At 65.4% G+C, this 18,434-nt stretch carries 15 protein-coding genes; 13 read left to right on the top strand and 2 right to left on the bottom strand.

Going from position 1 to position 18,434, the window contains the following annotated elements; all coding sequences use genetic code 11:
• The first annotated feature begins 452 nt into the window (after positions 1-452).
• The 6 genes from DIE08_RS01665 to DIE08_RS01640 all read left to right on the top strand — a co-directional run bounded on the left by DIE08_RS01665 (position 453) and on the right by DIE08_RS01640 (position 10,044).
• Complete coding sequence (locus DIE08_RS01665) at positions 453-1,619, top strand: efflux RND transporter periplasmic adaptor subunit (protein WP_124900815.1); 1,167 nt, start codon at positions 453-455, stop codon at positions 1,617-1,619.
• Positions 1,616-4,783: an efflux RND transporter permease subunit gene (locus DIE08_RS01660; RefSeq protein WP_124900814.1), complete on the top strand. Its 3,168-nt coding sequence runs from the start codon at positions 1,616-1,618 to the stop codon at positions 4,781-4,783. Before DIE08_RS01665 ends, DIE08_RS01660 begins: the two co-directional genes overlap by 4 nt.
• A complete protein-coding gene (locus tag DIE08_RS01655; RefSeq protein WP_124900813.1) occupies positions 4,783-6,249 on the top strand; it encodes an efflux transporter outer membrane subunit in 1,467 nt (488 codons plus the stop codon). Before DIE08_RS01660 ends, DIE08_RS01655 begins: the two co-directional genes overlap by 1 nt.
• A gap of 127 nt (positions 6,250-6,376) precedes the next feature.
• On the top strand, positions 6,377-7,711 hold the full coding sequence (locus tag DIE08_RS01650) for a paraquat-inducible protein A (protein WP_124900812.1): 1,335 nt from the start codon (positions 6,377-6,379) through the stop codon (positions 7,709-7,711).
• 39 nt (positions 7,712-7,750) lie between these two features.
• Positions 7,751-9,346 carry an intermembrane transport protein PqiB gene (locus DIE08_RS01645; protein WP_124900811.1) on the top strand — a complete coding sequence of 532 codons (1,596 nt, stop codon included), beginning with the start codon at positions 7,751-7,753 and terminating at the stop codon, positions 9,344-9,346.
• Between the two features lie 26 nt (positions 9,347-9,372).
• Positions 9,373-10,044, top strand: a complete 672-nt coding sequence (locus DIE08_RS01640) for a membrane integrity-associated transporter subunit PqiC (RefSeq protein ID WP_260436445.1) — start codon at positions 9,373-9,375, stop codon at positions 10,042-10,044.
• A gap of 308 nt (positions 10,045-10,352) precedes the next feature.
• Here the strand turns inward: DIE08_RS01640 and DIE08_RS01635 are convergent, their stop codons facing one another.
• A complete protein-coding gene (locus tag DIE08_RS01635; protein WP_124900809.1) occupies positions 10,353-10,667 on the bottom strand; it encodes a hypothetical protein in 315 nt (104 codons plus the stop codon).
• Positions 10,668-10,867: 200 nt separating this feature from the next.
• Between DIE08_RS01635 and DIE08_RS01630 the strand changes: the two genes are divergently transcribed.
• The 3 genes from DIE08_RS01630 (at position 10,868) to pstS (ending at position 12,516) form a co-directional block, all read left to right on the top strand.
• Entirely contained in the window at positions 10,868-11,083 is a 216-nt protein-coding gene (locus DIE08_RS01630; protein WP_124900808.1) for a hypothetical protein, read from the top strand.
• A gap of 90 nt (positions 11,084-11,173) precedes the next feature.
• Positions 11,174-11,440 carry a hypothetical protein gene (locus DIE08_RS01625; protein WP_124900807.1) on the top strand — a complete coding sequence of 89 codons (267 nt, stop codon included), beginning with the start codon at positions 11,174-11,176 and terminating at the stop codon, positions 11,438-11,440.
• 50 nt (positions 11,441-11,490) lie between these two features.
• Positions 11,491-12,516 carry a phosphate ABC transporter substrate-binding protein PstS gene (gene pstS, locus DIE08_RS01620; protein WP_124900806.1) on the top strand — a complete coding sequence of 342 codons (1,026 nt, stop codon included), beginning with the start codon at positions 11,491-11,493 and terminating at the stop codon, positions 12,514-12,516.
• Positions 12,517-12,998: 482 nt separating this feature from the next.
• Here pstS and DIE08_RS01615 read toward each other — a convergent pair whose 3' ends face one another.
• A complete protein-coding gene (locus tag DIE08_RS01615) occupies positions 12,999-13,748 on the bottom strand; it encodes a TetR/AcrR family transcriptional regulator (RefSeq protein WP_124900805.1) in 750 nt (249 codons plus the stop codon).
• Positions 13,749-13,884: 136 nt separating this feature from the next.
• On the opposite strand from DIE08_RS01615, the gene DIE08_RS01610 reads away from it, so the two are divergent.
• From DIE08_RS01610 to DIE08_RS01595, 4 genes are read left to right on the top strand one after another with little or no spacing between them, the layout of a single operon-like run.
• On the top strand, positions 13,885-14,295 hold the full coding sequence (locus DIE08_RS01610; protein WP_124900804.1) for a hypothetical protein: 411 nt from the start codon (positions 13,885-13,887) through the stop codon (positions 14,293-14,295).
• Between the two features lie 12 nt (positions 14,296-14,307).
• Positions 14,308-15,378, top strand: a complete 1,071-nt coding sequence (locus DIE08_RS01605) for a VOC family protein (protein WP_124900803.1) — start codon at positions 14,308-14,310, stop codon at positions 15,376-15,378.
• Between the two features lie 37 nt (positions 15,379-15,415).
• Positions 15,416-16,372, top strand: coding sequence for a fumarylacetoacetate hydrolase family protein (locus tag DIE08_RS01600; RefSeq protein ID WP_124900802.1), 957 nt, complete (start codon positions 15,416-15,418; stop codon positions 16,370-16,372).
• A complete protein-coding gene (locus DIE08_RS01595) occupies positions 16,369-18,363 on the top strand; it encodes an acyl-CoA synthetase (RefSeq protein WP_124900801.1) in 1,995 nt (664 codons plus the stop codon). The genes DIE08_RS01600 and DIE08_RS01595 overlap by 4 nt, the downstream gene beginning before the upstream one ends.
• Positions 18,364-18,434 lie beyond the last annotated feature (71 nt).

Raw genomic sequence — 18,434 nt, 5'->3', positions numbered from 1 at the left:
CGGGCGCCGCGCGGCTGACGCTGCTCCGCCTCGCCCGCTGATGCGTTCGACCGGCGGGGCCGGACCGGTGCGTCGCCCATGAGCGCGCCTCCCTTTTTCGAAAGAATGTTCTGCATGGGGCAATTCTAGATTTTTCTCTCATACTTGACAACATTATCAGTTATGAGTCTAATCTCGGTCATCGCAGAGCCGGTCCCTGTCCAGACACCGTCCACCCCACGCTAGCGAGCGTCGGCGACGTGCGGACGGCCGCGTCGGCGCATGCGCGGCTATCGCCAGGCGGGAGCCGCGCCATGTCGGCAAATGGAATGGTCTGCACCCGGAACATTGGAGTACTGATTGATCGCCAGGCGTACCGCCGCGGAAACACTCCATGCGCCTGCATGAACCAGGGCGACCCGCCGTGGTCGCCGACCTCTTTTCAGTTGGCCCTCACTTGTCTTGGAAACATCGTGAAATCACCCGGTCTTGACGCGCTGACTTCGACGCGCCCGTTTCTGACACGCATCGCGCCGCCGCTTCGGCGAGCTCCGATTGCGTTCGCCTGCTGTGCGATTCTCCTCACGGCGTGCCACTCGCACGAAGCCCCCGCGCCCGAACTGCAGCCGGTGGTCGCGCTGCCCGTTCATGCGGACAACGGCGCAGTGCAGCGCGTGCTGCCCGCGCAGGTTCAGGCGCGCTATTCGACGCCGCTGTCGTTTCGGGTCAGCGGCAAGATCGTCGAGCGCCGCGTGCGGATCGGCGACACCGTCAAGGCCGGCCAGACCCTCGCGATGCTCGATCCGGCGGATCTGCACAACACGCTGCTGAACGCGCGCGCGCAGCTCGATGCCGCCGAGCATCGCGTTGCCTATGCGAAGCAGCAGCTGGATCGCGACCGCGCCCAGGCTCAGGCCAACCTGATCGCACCCGCGCAGCTCGAGACGACGCAGGACGCGTATGCATCGGCGGTCGCGCAACGCGATTCCTCACTCGCGCAAATGGCGCTCGCGAGCGATCAGCTGCGCTACGCGACGCTGGTCGCGGATCACGACGGCGTCATCACGTCGGAAGATGCCGATACCGGGCAGAACGTGCAGCCCGGCCAGGCGGTGTTTCATCTGGACTGGAGCGGCGACCTCGACATCGTCTGCGACGTCGCGGAGCGCGACCTGCGCGATCTCGCGGTCGGCCGCACCGCACACGTCAGCCTGACGGCCCTGCCGGGCAAGGTGCTCGACGCACGCGTGCGCGAAGTCGCGGCGGCCGCAGATCCGCAGAGCCGCACCTGGCGCGTGAAGCTGACGCTGCTCGCGCCGGGGCCGGACGTGCGCTCCGGGATGACCGCAAGCGTTACTTTCGACGGCGCCGCCGACACTGCCGCGGACCACGCGGTCACGCTCCCGGCCACCGCGCTCTTTCATCGCGGCGACGCGCCGGCCGTATGGGTCGTCCGCAAGGGCAGCGACACGCTGGAGCTGCGCCCGGTGTCGGTCGGACGCTACGACGAACGCACGATCACCGTCACGTCGGGTCTCGCGGACGACGAACGTGTCGTGATGCAAGGCGTTCACACGGTCAGCGCCGGCCAGCACGTGCGTGTCGTGCCGCCGCTGCATGCGGAGGACTTCGCATCATGAACGCTCCGGAACACCAGCCGTCGACCGACGGCACGCTCGCTCGAACCGGCGCGGCATCGCACGACGGCGGCCGTTTCAACCTCTCCGCGTGGGCGCTGAAGCATCAGCAACTGGTGATCTTCCTGATCGGCCTCGCGACGATCTTCGGCGTGATCGGCTATACACGACTCGCGCAATCGGAGGATCCGCCGTTCACGTTCCGCACCATGGTGATCCAGACCTACTGGCCGGGCGCCACGGCGCGCGAGGTGCAGGAACAAGTCACCGACCGGATCGGCCGCCAGCTCCAGGCCGCACCGTACGTCGACAACATCAAGAGCTATTCGCGGCCCGGCGAGTCGATGATCTTCTTCGCGATGAAGGATTCGGCGCCGGTCGATCAGGTGCCGGAAACCTGGTACCAGGTTCGCAAGAAAGTCGGCGACATCCGCGCGACGCTGCCCAAGGGCGTCGTCGGCCCGTTCTTCAACGACGAATTCGGTGACGTCTATACCAATATCTATGCGCTCGAAGGCGACGGCTACTCGCCCGCGCAACTGCACGATTACGCAGACAAGCTGCGCACCGTGCTGTTGAGTGTGCCGGGTGTCGCGAAGGTCGACTACTTCGGCGATCCCGCGCAGCACGTATTCGTCGAGATCTCGAACGCGCAGCTGACGCGGCTCGCGATCACGCCGCAGCAGCTCGCGCAGGCGATCGATGCGCAAAACGCGGTCGCGCCGGTCGGCACGATCACGACGGCGGACGATCGCGTGTTCGTGCGCCCGAGCGGCGCGTTCAAGGACACGCAGGCGCTCGCCGACCTGCTGATCGAGGTGAACGGCCGGACGTTCCGGCTCGGCGACGTCGCGAAGGTCACGCGCGGCTACGACGATCCGCCGGTCACGCAGATGCGTACGAACGGTCACGCCGTGCTCGGCATCGGCGTCACGATGCAAAAAGGCGGTGACGTGATCGATCTCGGCAAGGCGCTCGACGCGAAGGCAGCCGAGCTGCAGCGCGGTTTGCCGGCCGGTCTGAAGCTGGCCGCGGTGTCCAGCATGCCGCATGCCGTGAAGCACTCGGTGGACGACTTCGTCGAAGCGGTCGGAGAAGCCGTCGCGATCGTGCTCGTCGTCAGCCTCGTGTCGCTCGGCCTGCGCACCGGCATGGTCGTCGTCATCACGATTCCGATCGTGCTCGCCGTGACGGCACTGTGCATGCACGCGTTCGGCATCGGCCTCGACAAGGTGTCGCTCGGCACGCTGGTGCTCGCGCTCGGGCTGCTGGTGGACGATGCGATCATCGCCGTCGAGATGATGGCGGTGAAGCTCGAGCAGGGATGGAGCCGAACGCGCGCCGCCGCATTCGCGTACACGAGCACGGCGTTCCCGATGCTGACGGGCACGCTCGTCACCGTGTCGGGCTTCCTGCCGATTGCGCTCGCGAAATCGAGCACCGGCGAATACACGCGCTCGATCTTCGAGGTATCGGCGATCTCGCTGATCGTGTCGTGGTTCGCGGCCGTCGTGCTGGTGCCGCTGCTCGGCTATCACATGCTGCCGGAGCACACGCATCGCGACGGTCACGCGCATGGCGACGAGGTGTACGACACGGGGTTCTACCGCCGGCTGTCGGGCTGGATCTCCGCTTGCATCGACCGCCGCTGGGTCGTGCTCGGCGTGACGGCCGTGCTGTTCGCGATCGCGATGGTCGCCTTCACGCGCGTTCCGCAGCAGTTTTTCCCGAATTCGGAGCGGCCCGAACTGCTCGTCGACATGCGCTTGCCGGAAGGCGCTTCGTTCGACGCGACACTGCGTGAGGCAAAGCGGCTCGAGAAGGCGCTGAACGGTCGGCCTGAAATTGATCACGTCGTGGACTTCGTCGGCACCGGTGCGCCGCGCTTCTATCTGCCGCTCGATCAACAGCTTCAGCAGCCGAACTTCGCGCAATTCGTGATCACGGGCAAGGACGTCGAGACGCGCGACCAGCTGTCGCACTGGCTCGAAGCGACGCTCGCAAGCCGCTTTCCGACCGTGCGCACGCGCGTCGCGCGGCTCGAGAACGGGCCGCCCGTCGGCTTTCCGATCAAGTTCCGCGTCAGCGGCGACGACATCGCGACCGTACGCGGCATCGCGGAAAAGGTCGCGGACAAGGTGCGCGCCGACAACCGCACGCGCAACGTGCAATTCGACTGGGACGAGCCGGCCGAGCGATCGGTGTCGTTCGAGATCGATCAACTGAAGGCACGCCAGCTTGGCGTGACGTCGGAAGACGTGTCCAGCTTCCTCGCGATGACGCTGTCAGGCTACACGGTCACGCAGTATCGCGAGCGCGACAAGCTGATCGACGTCGACCTGCGCGCGCCGAAAAGCGAACGCATCGACCCGTCGAAGCTCGCGGGCCTCGCGATCCCGACGCCGCACGGTCCGGTGCCGCTCGGCACGATCGGCCATGTGCGCGACACGCTCGAATATGGCGTGATCTGGGAACGCGACCGCCAGCCGACGGTCACCGTGCAAGCTGACGTGCGCGGCGAAGCGCCGAGCATCGGCGTGACGCGCGACCTCGACGCCGCCCTGTCGACGCTACGCGCCACCTTGCCGGCCGGTTACCGGATCGAGATCGGCGGCGCGGCCGAGGAAAGCATGAAGGGCCAGACGTCGATCAACGCGGAGATGCCGCTCATGATCATCGCGGTGCTGACGTTGCTGATGATCCAGCTCAAACGCTTCTCGCGCACCTTCATCGTCGTGCTGACGGCGCCGCTCGGCCTGATTGGCGTCGTCGCCGCGCTGCTGCTGTTCGGCAAGCCGTTCGGCTTCGTCGCGCTGCTCGGCGTGATCGCGATGTTCGGGATCATCATGCGCAATTCCGTGATCCTGGTCGATCAGATCGACCAGGACATCGCGGCCGGGCAGCCACGCTTCACCGCAATCGTAGGTGCAACCGTGCGCCGCTTCCGGCCGATCATGCTGACCGCCGCGGCCGCCGTGTTGGCGCTGATTCCACTGTTGCGTTCCGGCTTTTTCGGCCCGATGGCCACCGCGCTGATGGGCGGCATCACGATCGCGACGGTGTTGACCATCTTCTTCCTGCCGGCGCTCTATGCGACCTGCTTCAAGGTGCGCGCCGACGAACGCGAGTCGCGCGCAATGGACGTCGCGTCCTCGGAGACATGCTGATGAAACTCTCTCGTATCACATCTTTGCTGGCCGTCAGCGCGGCGCTTGGCCTGGGCGGCTGTGCGATGGCCCCGAGCAGTGCGCCACCCGCGATGCCGTCGCCGGCGCACTACGGCGCGACGCCCCAGGCGCCGCGCACCGCCGAGGCGGCGGGCGTCGCGCAGCAATTCGACGTCGGCGCCGCGCCTGTCCCGCAATGGTGGCGCCTGTATCGCTCCAGCGTGCTCGACGCGCTGGTCGATGAAGGCCTGCGCGCGAATCCGACGCTGGCCGCGACGGAAAAGACGCTCGCCGCCGCGCAGGAGGAACTGCGCGCGCAGATCGGCGCATCGACGCTGCCGTCGATCGACGCGAATGCGCAGGTCGCCCGCACGCGCACGCCGGACATCTCCGGCGCAGGCGCGCAAAGCCTGCGCTACAACGTGTTTGTCGGACAACTGCAGGCGCATTACACCTTCGACCTGTTCGGCGCCACGCGATACGCGAACGAGGCAAGCGCCGCGCGCGTCGACGTGCGCGGTTGCGAGTTCGAAGCGGCAAGGCGTGCGCTGGCGGCCAACATCGTCGGTACCGCCATCCGCGCCGCGACGCTCGACCGCCAGATCCTGCTGACGGAGCGCCTGATCGCCGTCGCCGAGGCATCCGCAACCGAGGACCAGCAGCGTTACGCGCTCGGTGCGGTATCCCATGTGCAGGCGCTGGCGTCGACGCAGGGCGCGGCGTCGCTTGCCGCGACGCTACCGCTGCTGCGCCAGCAACGCGCGAGCGCAGTTCACGCGCTGGCGATCCTGCTGGGCCGCACGCCCGACGTGCCGCCGCCGGTCCCGTCATTCACGGGCCTGGCGCTGCCGGAACACGTCCCCGTGGTCGTGCCGTCCGACCTGCTGAAAGCACGCCCGGACATCCGCGCGGCCGCGGCGGCCGTGAAGGCGGCATCAGCGGACGTCGGCGAGGCGACCGCGCAGTTGTTCCCCAGCCTGTCGCTCACCGCGACGATGGGGCGCGGCGGCTTCAGCTGGCCGGCGCTGTTGTCGGGCGCGGGCGGGCTGTGGGCCGTCGGCGCCGGGCTGTCGCAGCCGATCTTCCACGGCGGTGCATTGCTTGCGCACCGGCGGGCGTCGCGCGATGCGTACGACGCCGCAGTGCTGCAGTACAAGGCGGCGGTGTTGTCCGCGTTCGGTGACGTCGCAGATTCGCTCGCCGCGCTGGACAACGACGCGCAAGCGCAGGCCGCGAACGAACTCGCGGCGCGCGCGGCAGGCGAGGCGTTCCACGAAACGGCGCAACGCCGCACGTTGGGTGCCGTTCCGATGTCCGCGCAACGGTCGAGCGAGCAGGTCTATCTGAACGCGGAGCTCGATGCGGTGCGTGCCGCGAGCCGCCGGATGACCGATACGGCGGCGCTGCTGCAGGCAATGGGCGAACTGCCACCCGACACCGGCACGACGGTCGCGGCCCGGCAGTAGCCGCTGCTTGCGTCGACGGACCGGCCGGTGCCTTCGGGCCGCACCGGTCCGCCATCTCGACGCCCGATGCCCGGCGTACCGTGCATCGCGCGGTGCCGACCTTCGTTACCCGCATGATTGATTCCCGATGAAATCCGACAACCTGGTCGCCTGCCACGAATGCGACCTGCTGCTTCAGCGTCCGCCTCGCCTGCGTGCACTGACGGCACACTGCCCGAGATGCCGCGCGCGCGTGAGCGGCGCGGCGCACGGCCGCCGCTCCCTCGACCGGCTGTGCGCGTTGACGGTCGCCGCGCTGGTGACGTATTGCGTCGCGCTGGCCTTTCCGATCGTCGCGCTCGATGCAGCCGGCATCGCGTCGCACGCGACGATCGGCGACGCGGTGCGCGCGCTAATGTCGAACGGTGAGCCGGTGGTGGCGGTACTCGTGTTCTGCACGACGATGTTGTTCCCGCTGCTGGAACTGGCCGCGTGGCTGTATCTACTCGTGCCGTTGCGCGCGGGCCGCATACCGCGCCGCTTCGCACCGGTGCTGCGCGGCATTCACCGCTTGCGACCGTGGAGCATGGTCGAGGTGCTGATGCTCGGCGTGCTCATCACGATCGTCAAACTGACGAGCCTCGCTCACGTGCTCGCCGGGCCTGCGCTATTCGCATTCGGCGGGCTTACCGTGATGCTCTGCATGCTGTCGACGATCGAACCGGCCCGACTGTGGGAAGCGCACGACGAACTCGCCGCGCTGCAGCCAGGCGACGCCGACCATATGAAACCGCCCCGCCCCGACATGACGCGACATGCGTCGCCCCGGACAACCGAAAGCAGCGGATCGGCGGGCATGACGGCCCGCACCGCGGGGTGGATCGCCTGCCACCTGTGCTCTCACGTGCAGCTGGCGCACACATGCGGCGCGCACTGCCCACGCTGCGGATCGTCGCTGCACGCACGCCGCCCGCACAGCGTCGCGCGCACGGGCGCGCTCGTCGCTGCCGCTGCGTTGCTCTATATCCCGGCGAACCTGTTGCCCGTCATGCACGCGACGTCGCTCGGCCGAGCCGAGGACGACACGATTCTCGGCGGCGTCGCGTACTTCTGGGCATCCGGCGACTGGGCGCTAGCCGCCATCGTGTTCGTCGCGAGTGTGCTCGTGCCGATGCTCAAGCTCGCCATCCTCGCCTTTCAGGCGATTGCTGCCCATCGCGGCGCGCAATGGCGGCCGCTCGAACGAGCCCGGCTGCATCGGCTGGTCGAGCGCGTGGGCCGCTGGTCGATGCTCGACGTATTCGTCGTCGCGCTCACGATCGCTCTCGTGCATTTCGGCTCGTTCGCCGACATCACACCCGGGCCCGGTGCGCTCGCGTTCGGCGCCGTGGTCGTGCTGACGATGTGCGCGTCGATGCAGTTCGATCCGCGGCTTATCTGGGACGGTGCGCCACGCACGGCCGCCGCCCATCACCAACCCTGAGCCGGCTCAAGCGCCCGCTTTCTCGCGAATTCCAAAACGATGTCTCCGTTCGATTTTCCTCCACCCGAGATCCGGCCGCGCAGCCGCTGGATTCCGTCTCTCGTCTGGATCGTGCCGCTCCTGTGCGCGCTGATCGGGCTGTCGCTCGTGATCCGGACCGTCGCCGCGACCGGTCCGACGATCACGGTCACGTTCGCCAACGCCGAAGGCCTCGAAGCCGGCAAGACCAAGGTCCGCTACAAGGACGTCGATATCGGCTCCGTCCAGACCATTACGCTCACGCCCGACTTCAAGCGCGTGATCGTCAGCATTCAACTGACGCGCGACGCCGCGCGCTTCGCGAACCGCGACACGCGCTTCTGGGTCGTCCGACCGCGCGTGGGCGCCACCGGCATTTCCGGTCTCGGCACGCTGCTCTCCGGCGCATTCATCGGCGCGGATCTCGGCCGCTCATCGGAGAAGCAGACAGATTTCACCGGCCTCGAGACGCCGCCTGCCGTCACCGCGGACCAGCAGGGTCGACGCTTCCTGCTGCACGGCGACTCGCTGGGCTCGATCGACATCGGCTCACCGGTGTTCTATCGGCATCTGCAGGTCGGTCAGGTGGTCGGCTTCTCGCTCGACAAGGACGGTACCGGCGTCGATGTGCAGGCGTTCGTGAAGGCGCCCTACGACAAGTACGTCAGCGTCAATGCGCGCTGGTGGCACGCAAGCGGCGTGGATCTGCGGCTCGATTCGAGCGGCCTGAAACTCAACACGCAGTCGCTGGCTACCGTGATCGTCGGCGGTCTCGCGTTTCAGTCGCCACCCGGACAACCGGACGCGCCGCAGGCAGCCGACAATGCGCCGTTCCGGCTCGCCCCCGACGAAGCCGACGCAATGCGCGACCCCGACGGCACGCCGCTGATGGTCGTCATGCGCTTCGACCAGTCGCTGCGCGGGCTGTCGGTCGGCGCGCCGGTCGATCTGCGGGGCATCGCGCTCGGTCAGGTCACGAACATCGGCATCGAGTACAACGAACACTCGCGCAACTTCAGCATGAAGGTCACGATGGCACTGTATCCGTCGCGACTGAGCCGGCACAGCGATACGGCGCTTCCCGCGCCCGATACGGCCGGCGGCCACGAACTGCTCGAGCACCTGGTAGTCCAGGGGCTGCGCGGACAGTTGCGCACCGGCAGCCTGCTGACCGGTCAGCTCTATGTCGCGCTCGACATGTTCCCGAAGGCGCCGCGCGCGAGCGTGGACGTGCGCCATACGCCGGTCGAGCTGCCGACCGTGCCCAATACTCTCGATGAACTGCAAGTGCAGATCGCCGACATCGCGCGCAAGCTCGATCAGGTTCCGTTCGACCGGATCGGCAACAATCTGAACGGCGCGCTGGCGCACGCGAACCAGTTGTTCGGCCACCTCGACGAGCAGGTCGTGCCGCAGGCGCGTGACACGCTGGCCGCCGCGCAACGCACATTCAACGCGGCGGAGTCGACGTTGCGGCAGGATTCGCCGATGCAGTCGGACGTGCATGAGGCGATGCAATCGCTCACGCATACGCTGCAGTCGTTGAACGCGCTCGCGGACTATCTGGAACGTCATCCCGAGTCACTGCTGTTCGGTAACAAGGGGGACCACCAATGAAAGCACGATCGTTTGGTCGGCTTCGCATGTCGGCGCGCATCGCGACGTGCGTCGCACTCGCGGCGCTGAGCGCGTGCGGTTCGCCGCCGGTGCATTTCCACACCCTCGCGGTGGCAGACGATGCGCGTGTTGAGGCCACCGCCGCGCATCCCGCATGGCTGATCGACATTCAGGCCGTGCACGTCGCGACGCCAGCGGACGGCAACCGGCTCGTCGTGCAGCGCGGCCCCCAGCGGGCCGACATCCTGGAGCAGGAGCGCTGGGCCGCGCCGCTCGGCGACGAAATGCGCGACGGACTGTCGACACGTGTCGCCTCGATGCTCGGCACGATCGATGTTCACCGCGTCGCCCACCCGGACGGCACGCCCGTCTACAGGGTCGCGGTGGACATGCAGCGTGTCGAGTCGTGGCCGGCGTCGCACGTGCTGCTCGACGCGACCTGGAGCGTGAGTTCCGCGGCCGGACAGCCGGCACTGACGTGCCGCAGCATCGTTCGGGCCGATACGTCGGCGGGCTACGATGCGCTCGTCGATGCGTATCGCCGCGCGCTCGATGCGCTTGCGCTCGGGATCGCCGCAGGCATTCGCACGGCGGCCACGCACGCCGCGCCACCGGCCGATTGCCGTGCGGGCGCATTCAAGCGCCCGAACGTGCCCTCTGATGTCGGTCGCGGCGCGCCGGACGCGCTCGACGATTGAATCGGCGCCGTGACGACGCGACAGACCGGATCGTCGACACGGTTCCGATCATCGGCTTCAGCAAGATCTTCGAGACGGAACTCAGGCGCCGCGAAACTGGCGCCGCATTGGTTGAATACCGAGTTGCTGGCGCGTCGGTCGACGTCGCCGCAAACGGATCGGGCCGCACGACCCGTGCCGTCGCCCAGTGCGTCCGGGAATCCTCCATTGGAACGCAGCACCATCGCAAATTCCGAGTGAACGCAGTAATCGGATAGTGTCCAACGAGGGGGACTCCAAGGCTTGACGCCATCAACCTCTCATGGCGCTCAGCGCGTCGCCGCCGCAGAATCCTGCCCGGCGCGCGCATTGCTCGTTCGCAAGAAATGGGCAATGTTCAGAGAAACAGTATCCGCCTTGGCCTTCGAGCGCACCTTCCGAGCGACGCTCAGGATCGGGCTCAGTTGCTCATAAAAGCATTCAAGTTGGCGCGCATCGGACGCCAATCGCTCAAGATCGAGCGCTTTTTCAAGAACCGCGCGTGCGACATGAAAACGTTGAAGTCCGCGCCCCACTCGAACCTGAAAGACCACACCATCGCTGTTGTGCGGCACCCCTGCCCAGACAAGCGAACCGCTGTCCATAAAGCCTCCGAAGATTCACAATCGTCACATCAATATGCCAGAAGCGCTCACTGCGCACATTGGTATTTCAAAATTGTGACGCTTGGCGCATCGGAATTTTCACGGCAAGCCGAATATTGCAGCGCAACAAGAATGCTCGTAGACTGGGTTCGCACTCGATGTAGTTCCCCAGCAGTCGCCCCATGACGGGAGAGCACGCCATGACGACTTCTTCACCCTCACTGAGTCAGTCGCCCCCGGTCCTCCATGTGTTCGAACAAGATGGGGGCTGGCATTGGGGCATCACGATTCCTCGCCGCACGGGAAGCGGTTTCAAACTGATCGCATTCAGCGAGCACAGCTTTTCCGCTGAAGACACTGCGCAACGCGACGGCGATCGCGCGCTGGCCTCCATAGTGGCAAGTGGCGGGAACTAAGCGTTTCCGGCAGTTGCACGCTCCTTGAGTTTTCACATCCAGATGCAATACTCCTATCACCCTCCCATGCGAGACCTCTCACCGCGCGCCATGACGGACCACACCACTTGTCTGACATACCCAATCGTCTGCGACGATCTGAGCCTGTCGTTCTCTGCCTATGGCACCGGTTGGGGGTACGTTGCGGTCAAGCTCCCGGCCAACATCATTCGAGAAAAGCTCGGCGCAAACACGGCGACACCGGAGCAGTTGCTCACGGCATTTGAAAGCAATCGCGACAAGATCACGATCGCGGTCAATCAACATGCATTGCCGAGCGACGGCCGGCACATCCAGCTCGACAAATCAGACTTCTAGATCGGAACCAGCTGTGGGCCGGCATGCCGACCGCGGACAGGAGGTGGTACATGAACATCCGGATCCTGATTTGCTGCACCTTCGCTCTTGTTGCCACCGCCGGTCAAGCCGCCGATATCACCGGTGCCGGGAGCACGTTTGCAGCTCCGATTTACACGAAATGGGCTGATGCGTACAGGAAGGCAGGCGGCGGCAGGGTCAACTATCAAGGCATCGGTTCGTCGGGCGGCCTCAAGCAGATCAACGCGAAGACGGTCGATTTTGCCGGTTCGGACGCACCGCTGAAGGATGAAGAGCTCGCGAAGGAAGGCCTGTTCCAGTTCCCGACGGTGGTCGGCGGCGTGGTGCCGGTCGTCAACGTGCCGGGCGTGAAGGCCGGCGAACTGACGCTGTCGGGCCCGGTGCTCGGCGACATCTACCTCGGCAAGATCAAGAAGTGGAACGACCCGGCGATCGCCGCGCTGAACCCGAAGGTCAAGCTGCCGGATACGGACATCGCGGTCGTTCGCCGCGCTGACGGCTCGGGCACGAGCTTCATCTGGACGAACTACCTGTCGAAGGTCAACGGCGAGTGGAAGTCGAAGATCGGCGAAGGCACGACGGTCAACTGGCCGACGGGCACGGGCGGCAAGGGCAACGACGGCGTCGCGGCCTTCGTGCAGCGCCTGCCGGGCGCGATCGGCTACGTCGAGTGGGCGTACGCGAAGAAGAACAACATGACCTACACCGCGCTGAAGAACTCGACGGGTGCGGTGGTCGAGCCGAAAACGGAAACCTTCAAGGCTGCTGCTGCCGGCGCGAACTGGTCGAAGTCGTTCTACCAGATCCTGACGGACGAGCCGGGCAAGGACGCATGGCCCGTCGTCGGCGCGACGTTCGTGCTGCTGTACACGAAGCAGGACAAGCCGGAACAGGGCAAGGAAACGCTGAAGTTCTTCGACTGGGCGTTCCGCAATGGCAACCAGGCCGCCACGGATCTCGACTACATCTCGCTTCCGGATCCGGTCGTGGCCGAAATCCGCAAGCAGTGGAAGGCGAAAATCAAGGACGCCACCGGGAAAGCGCTAGCCGATTGAGTGCGGTGGGATCGACAACAATCTGAATGGCACGCATGGCGCATGCGAACCAGTTGTTCGGCCACCTCGACGATCCGGAATTGCGTGCGTCGAGCTGGCCGCACTCACCGCGCGCGCTTCCCCGTCCACGGGGTTCTCCACGCTCCCGGCCAACGACAGCGGGGGCAGCATCTCCGGCGTCAAATGCGACGCCGAATGATCAACACGCTCGTCATCCATGTGCCGGCTCCCGTGCCCGGCAGCCGACTGGTCATGCACGCAAGTCCGACACGGGGCACCAGCCTCTATGACGATCGCTGTGCCTCACCTGTCGGCGACGAGATTCGCCGCCGTGCGCTTTCAATTCCGGTGACGCACCTGGTCGAACGCGGTCGGCATGCACCGACTGGACGACATGCGCCACGCTCGGCGCAGCAAGTCGGCTGACAGGTACCGCACCAGCGCTCGGGATGGCCTCGCCGGCGCCTGCATCGCCCCGTCAGTCACTGTGCCGTTTCGGCCGTTTCCACGACCGGCAGCGGCCGGCTTGCGATCTTCTCGGCATCCGCACGCTTGAGCCCCAGCATATGCAGGAGCGTCGCCGCCGTGCGTTCCGGGAAATGCTCTCCGTTGAAGCCGAGTTCCTTGAGAACACCGGCCGCCGGCGCGCCCGGCGCGACGAAGTTGAGTTCGGCGGCAATTGCGGTCAGCACCGTACCGCCCACCGAAAGGAAGCCGATGAACGGGTCGGCAACCACGAAGCGCTTCTCGGCGATACCGCGCTCGATGTCCCGCAGTAGGCGTTGACCCAGGCCAAGCGTCAGGACGCGCGCCGAAAAGCCCTCGCGTATCAGGAAGTGTCCCCATACCGGCTCGCGCCGGGCACGCATCAGCGTATGCCGCACCGCGACAGAGATGATTTCCGCCGGGTCGGACAAGCCGCTGGCCATGCGATCGAGCGAATCCGCGAACTCCTCAAATACCGATTCCACCAGCGTGGCGTAGATCGCCTCCTTCGATTCGAAGTGGTTGTAGAACGAGCCGAAGCCGACGTCGGCGGCCTCGGTGATTTCGTTGATGGCGACGCCTTCCATGCCCTTCTCCGCCATCAGTCTGAGCGCGGCGTCCAGCAGGCGGGCACGGGTCTCCCGCTTGCGGCGCGCGCCACGTGGCTCACGCTCTTCAGCGACCGCTGGACTGGATGCTTCCGGAGCGGAGCGCTTTGGTGTCCGGCGACTCGGTGTATTCGTCATGAGGTTTCCGATGCTTGTTCGTGCCCAAGTATAGATTCAAATGTCTACATTGACAAAACTATCATCTATGACTTTAATGTCACAAAAGGTGACTGACAAACCCTCGAGAACCGATCGAACGACGAATGGAGATACGGTGGAGACACAACTGCACACGGGCGCCCGCGCGTCCATTCACAACAACTCGCGCTCGTTGGCGGAGCGTGCGCTGCCTTTGGCGCTCGGCACACTGATTGCCGGATTCGAGGCAGTCGGCGCCCCGATGGCCAATCGGCGGGTCTGTCACGAAGTCGACGTCTTGATCGTCGACGAGGCTGCCGAGATACGCGTCGCCCCACGCGCGATCGCATTCGGCAACGAAGCGCTGCGGACTCCCGGCACCTGCGCCGTGAAGCGCCGCCTCCATGCGAAATCGACGATCGACTTCGCAATATTTACGGGCCGGCCAGTCACGTCGCGCCCCGATTCGATCGCATGCCTGCCGTTGCGCGGCAAGCCCCTCGGTGCGACGGCGTGTGCCCTCGCGAGCGTCACTCGATCTGCCTGATTGTCATCCGCCATGAAACTGACCACCACACAACCGGCTCGCCATCCTCACCCCACAACGAAGGCATCGGCGCTCGCCTATTTGATCTTCGATCGCCCCGATCTCGACGAGGCAGAGCACTTTCTCAATGACTTCGGTCTCCGAACGGTGCTGCGGAATGACACGCAATTACTGCTGCGCGGAACCGGCACCGCACACTTCTGTTATGTCGTTCGCCGGGCGCCGAAGGCTCGCTTCGTCGGCTTCGGATTGCGGGTCGACAGTCGCGCCGATCTGGAGGCGCTCGCCAAACTCCCTGGCGCGTCGGAGATCGAGGCATCGGATTGGCCGGGCGGCGGCCATCGGGTGCGGCTCGTCGATCCGTCGGGTTTTCGGGTCGACGCGATCGCGGGCCAGACACGGGCCGACACGCTGCCGCATCGTGCTCCGCTTCCATTCAACTCGGTCGACGCGCCCGTGCGGATCAACGAGACGCAGCGGCCACCCGCACACGCGCCCGAGATCATTCGTCTTGGGCACGTCGTACTCGAGCTGGCCGACTTCCAGGAAACCTGCGCGTGGTACACGCGACATTTCGGATTCATCCCCAGCGACGTCCAGGTGCTGCCGGACGGCTCACCCGCAGTTGCATTCATGCGGCTCGATCTTGGCGAGAGGCCGGCCGATCACCATACGCTCGCGCTCGCTCAAGGGTTCGTGCCGACGTATAGCCACAGCGCGTACGAACTGGTCGACGCCGACGCGGTCGGCATGGGCCAGCGCATGCTCCGCGACAGAGGGTGGACGCACGCGTGGGGCATCGGCCGGCACATCCTGGGCAGCCAGATCTTCGACTACTGGCAGGATCCATGGGGCGACAAGCACGAACACTATTGCGACGGCGACCTGTTCACGGCCGACGAGCCGACGGGCACGCACGCAGTCAGCCGCGAAGCGATGGCGCAGTGGGGCCCGACGATGCCACGCAGCTTCACGAAACCCCGGTTCACGCCCTCGAGCCTTGCGGCGCTGCTTCGCAACCTGCGCCGCAGTCCCGATCTGACGATCCGCAAGCTGCTGACCCTGGCGAAATTGTTCGCCTGATCCCCATCCGCCTGTTCGACTCACGAGAGACACATTCATGTCACTGCATGTCCTGCACTTCCGGCACAACGGCCGCGCCCAATGGGGTGTGGTCGCCAACGGCGCCGTCACGCCGATTCCCGGCGACTTCGAAACAACCGCGAGCTTTCTCGCGGCGAATCCGGTTGAGCGGCTCGTCGCGCTCGACGGGCCGACGATTCCGGAGACAGATGTGGAGTGGCTGCCCCCTGTAACAGCCAACCAGCAATTCGTTTGCCAGGGCGCGAATTATCGCCAACACATGATCGAATCGGGCATGGATCCGGACGCGAAGAAGTTCAACATGATCTTCACGAAGGCGACGAGTTGCATCGTCGCGGCCGACTCCCAGGTCGTGAAACCGCGGCACGTCAGGTTTCTCGACTACGAAATCGAGCTCGGCCTCATCCTCAAACGCAACATCACGTCTCACCGGCAGATCACGGACACGAACCTGCACGAGTATGTCGCCGGCACCGTGATCGTCAACGACTATTCCGCGCGCGATGTCCAGATCCCGCAGATGCAGTTCTACAAGGGCAAGAGCTTCCGGACCTTTGGCCCGGTCGGCCCCTATCTGTGCCTGCTCGAGCGGCGTGACTTCCCGAAGCTGAAAGCGCTCGACCTGACGCTGACCGTCAACGGCGCGGTGCGTCAGCAGGACTCGACATCGAACCTCGTCTATGGTCCGGCGGAAACGTTGACCGAGTTGTCGGGCGTGCACGACCTTCGCGCCGGCGACCTGCTCGCGACCGGCACGCCGGCGGGCTGCGCACTCAGCATCCCGTCGCCGCTCAAGCAGCGAGCGGTCGCGCTCTTTCCCGAATCCGTCAAATGGAAGATGTTCATGAAGGTGCAGGCGGGGCGAGCGCAGTATCTGAAGGCAGGAGACATCGTCGAAGCCCGGATCGCGAGCCCCGACGGAACGATCGATCTGGGCGTGCAACGTAACGAAATCGTGGACGAAGCAGCATGAACGGCATCGCGACCCGGGACGACGTGCTTGCGATTGAAGCAACGGGCCTTCCGCCGGACCTTCCGACCAGCACGTACGAGATGATCTGCGCTGGTGCGGCCATCGATCCGTCCGCCCCTGCCCTCTCCTTTTTCATGACCGCCGACGCGCACCGCGACGCCGAATGCTGGACCTATCGCGAGCTGGTCCGGGACATCACGCGCACGGCGAACATGTTCGCGCGCCTCGGCGTGAATTCGAATTCCGTGATCGCTTACGTGCTGCCCAATCTTCCCGAAACGCATTTCGTGATCTGGGGCGGGCAGGCGACCGGCATCGTATGCGCGATCAATCCGCTGCTGGAAGGCGAAGCGATAGGCCATCTGCTCAACGCGGCCGGTGCCAGCGTGCTTGTGACGCTCGCGCCATTTCCCGGGACCGATCTCTGGCAAAAAGTCGCGGAGATCCTTCCCCGGGTCGAGCCGCTTCGGCATCTCGTGCTGGTCAATCTGGCCGATCGCGTGCGGGGCACGGCACGGTCAGCGGACCGGACGCTCCAGCATGACGCGTGTGCGCAGCCTTACGGCGCCGGCGCCTTGCGCGAGACGGTGCCTGCGCACATCCAGATCCACGACTTCGGTGCGGCGATCTCACGGGAATCCGGTACAGCGCTCGACAATGCACGCCGCATTCAACCCGGGGACATGTCCTCTTACTTCTGTACCGGTGGAACCACCGGGTTGCCGAAAATCGCGATGCGCAGTCACGGCAACGAAGTGGCGAATGCATGGAGCGCCGGGCGATTCTTCGGCAACAGTATCGGCCCCGGCAAAACGACTTTTTGCGGCTTGCCGCTCTTTCACGTCAATGCCGCGATGGTGACCGGCCTTCTGCCGTTTTCGCGCGGCGCCCATGTCGTGCTCGGCACACCGCAGGGCTACCGAGGTAACGGTGTCGTCAAACGCTTCTGGGAAATCGTCGAACATCATCGCATCAATTTCTTCAGTGGCGTCCCGACACTTTATGCTTCGCTGCTCGACATTCCTGTCGGCGATCATGTTATCGACTCGCTCGAATACGGCCTGTGCGGTGCCGCGCCGATGCCGGTCGGGGTCTTCAAGGCCTTCCAGGAAAAGACGGGCATCCGGATTCTCGAAGGTTACGGCCTGACCGAAGGAACGTGCGTGAGCAGCGTCAACCCGACGACCGGCGAGCGCAGGCTTGGATCGATCGGCCTTCGCATCCCCTTCCAGGCGATGAAAGCCGTCGTCGTGGACGAAGCCGGACGGTATCTGCGCGATTGCGCGGCTAACGAAGAGGGGCTGCTGGTCATCTCCGGCCCGAACGTTTTCACCGGCTACACGCATGCCGACCAGAACAAGGCCCTCTGGCTCGATCTCGGCGACGGCAAGCGCTGGCTCAACACCGGCGACCTCGGCCGATGCGACGTCGACGGTTACTTCTGGCTGACCGGCCGCAAGAAGGATCTGATCATCCGCGGCGGACACAATATCGACCCGGCGACAATCGAGGAACCGCTGCATCGGCACCCGGCGGTCCAGATTGCCGCGGCAATCGGGCGCCCCGACGCGTATGCCGGTGAATTGCCGGTCGCGTACGTTCAGCTCAAGCCGGGCATGACCGCCACCGAGCACGATCTGGACATGTTCATGCAGCAGGAGATCACCGAGCGCGCCGCCCTGCCCAAGCACGTCCGAATCGTCGAAGCGATCCCGCTCACAGGCGTCGGCAAGATATTCAAACCGGAACTCAAACGCCGCGAGACGGGTGACGCGATACGTGCCGCATTGGACCAAGGCGGCGCCCCCGGCGCATCAGTCGACGTCGCAACCAACGATTCCGGCGGAATGTCGGTCGTGGTCGAACTGAGCGATCCAGTGCACGAGACTGCAGCTCGCGTGGTGCTGGGCCGGTTTCCGTTTGCGTTCTCGATTTCGACCACCGCGAGGCCGGTACGGTCGCCAGGATCGACAGCGACAGATCTGCGGTGACGGAGGCGCACGACTAGCCGCGATAACACACACTCGGAAAGCGGCTCGTCATGATCAATAAGGTGTCCACA

This window comes from Burkholderia sp. Bp9004, assembly GCF_003858025.1.
GTDB lineage: Bacteria > Pseudomonadota > Gammaproteobacteria > Burkholderiales > Burkholderiaceae > Burkholderia > Burkholderia diffusa.
The sequence above is the reverse complement of the archived record's forward strand: the minus strand, read 5'-3'. Positions and strand labels throughout refer to the sequence as shown.

Excerpts from the sequence above, each read along its gene's own strand:
- DIE08_RS01645 (WP_124900811.1), top strand. The coding sequence starts at position 7,751 with ATGTCTCCGTTCGATTTTCCTCCACCCGAGATCCGGCCGCGCAGCCGC.
- DIE08_RS01595 (WP_124900801.1), top strand. The coding sequence starts at position 16,369 with ATGAACGGCATCGCGACCCGGGACGACGTGCTTGCGATTGAAGCAACG.
- DIE08_RS01630 (WP_124900808.1), top strand. The coding sequence starts at position 10,868 with ATGACGACTTCTTCACCCTCACTGAGTCAGTCGCCCCCGGTCCTCCAT.
- DIE08_RS01600 (WP_124900802.1), top strand. The coding sequence starts at position 15,416 with ATGTCACTGCATGTCCTGCACTTCCGGCACAACGGCCGCGCCCAATGG.
- DIE08_RS01605 (WP_124900803.1), top strand. The coding sequence starts at position 14,308 with ATGAAACTGACCACCACACAACCGGCTCGCCATCCTCACCCCACAACG.
- DIE08_RS01625 (WP_124900807.1), top strand. The coding sequence starts at position 11,174 with ATGACGGACCACACCACTTGTCTGACATACCCAATCGTCTGCGACGAT.
- DIE08_RS01615 (WP_124900805.1), bottom strand. The coding sequence starts at position 13,748 with ATGACGAATACACCGAGTCGCCGGACACCAAAGCGCTCCGCTCCGGAA.
- pstS (WP_124900806.1), top strand. The coding sequence starts at position 11,491 with ATGAACATCCGGATCCTGATTTGCTGCACCTTCGCTCTTGTTGCCACC.
- DIE08_RS01650 (WP_124900812.1), top strand. The coding sequence starts at position 6,377 with ATGAAATCCGACAACCTGGTCGCCTGCCACGAATGCGACCTGCTGCTT.
- DIE08_RS01655 (WP_124900813.1), top strand. The coding sequence starts at position 4,783 with ATGAAACTCTCTCGTATCACATCTTTGCTGGCCGTCAGCGCGGCGCTT.
- DIE08_RS01660 (WP_124900814.1), top strand. The coding sequence starts at position 1,616 with ATGAACGCTCCGGAACACCAGCCGTCGACCGACGGCACGCTCGCTCGA.
- DIE08_RS01635 (WP_124900809.1), bottom strand. The coding sequence starts at position 10,667 with ATGGACAGCGGTTCGCTTGTCTGGGCAGGGGTGCCGCACAACAGCGAT.
- DIE08_RS01640 (WP_260436445.1), top strand. The coding sequence starts at position 9,373 with ATGTCGGCGCGCATCGCGACGTGCGTCGCACTCGCGGCGCTGAGCGCG.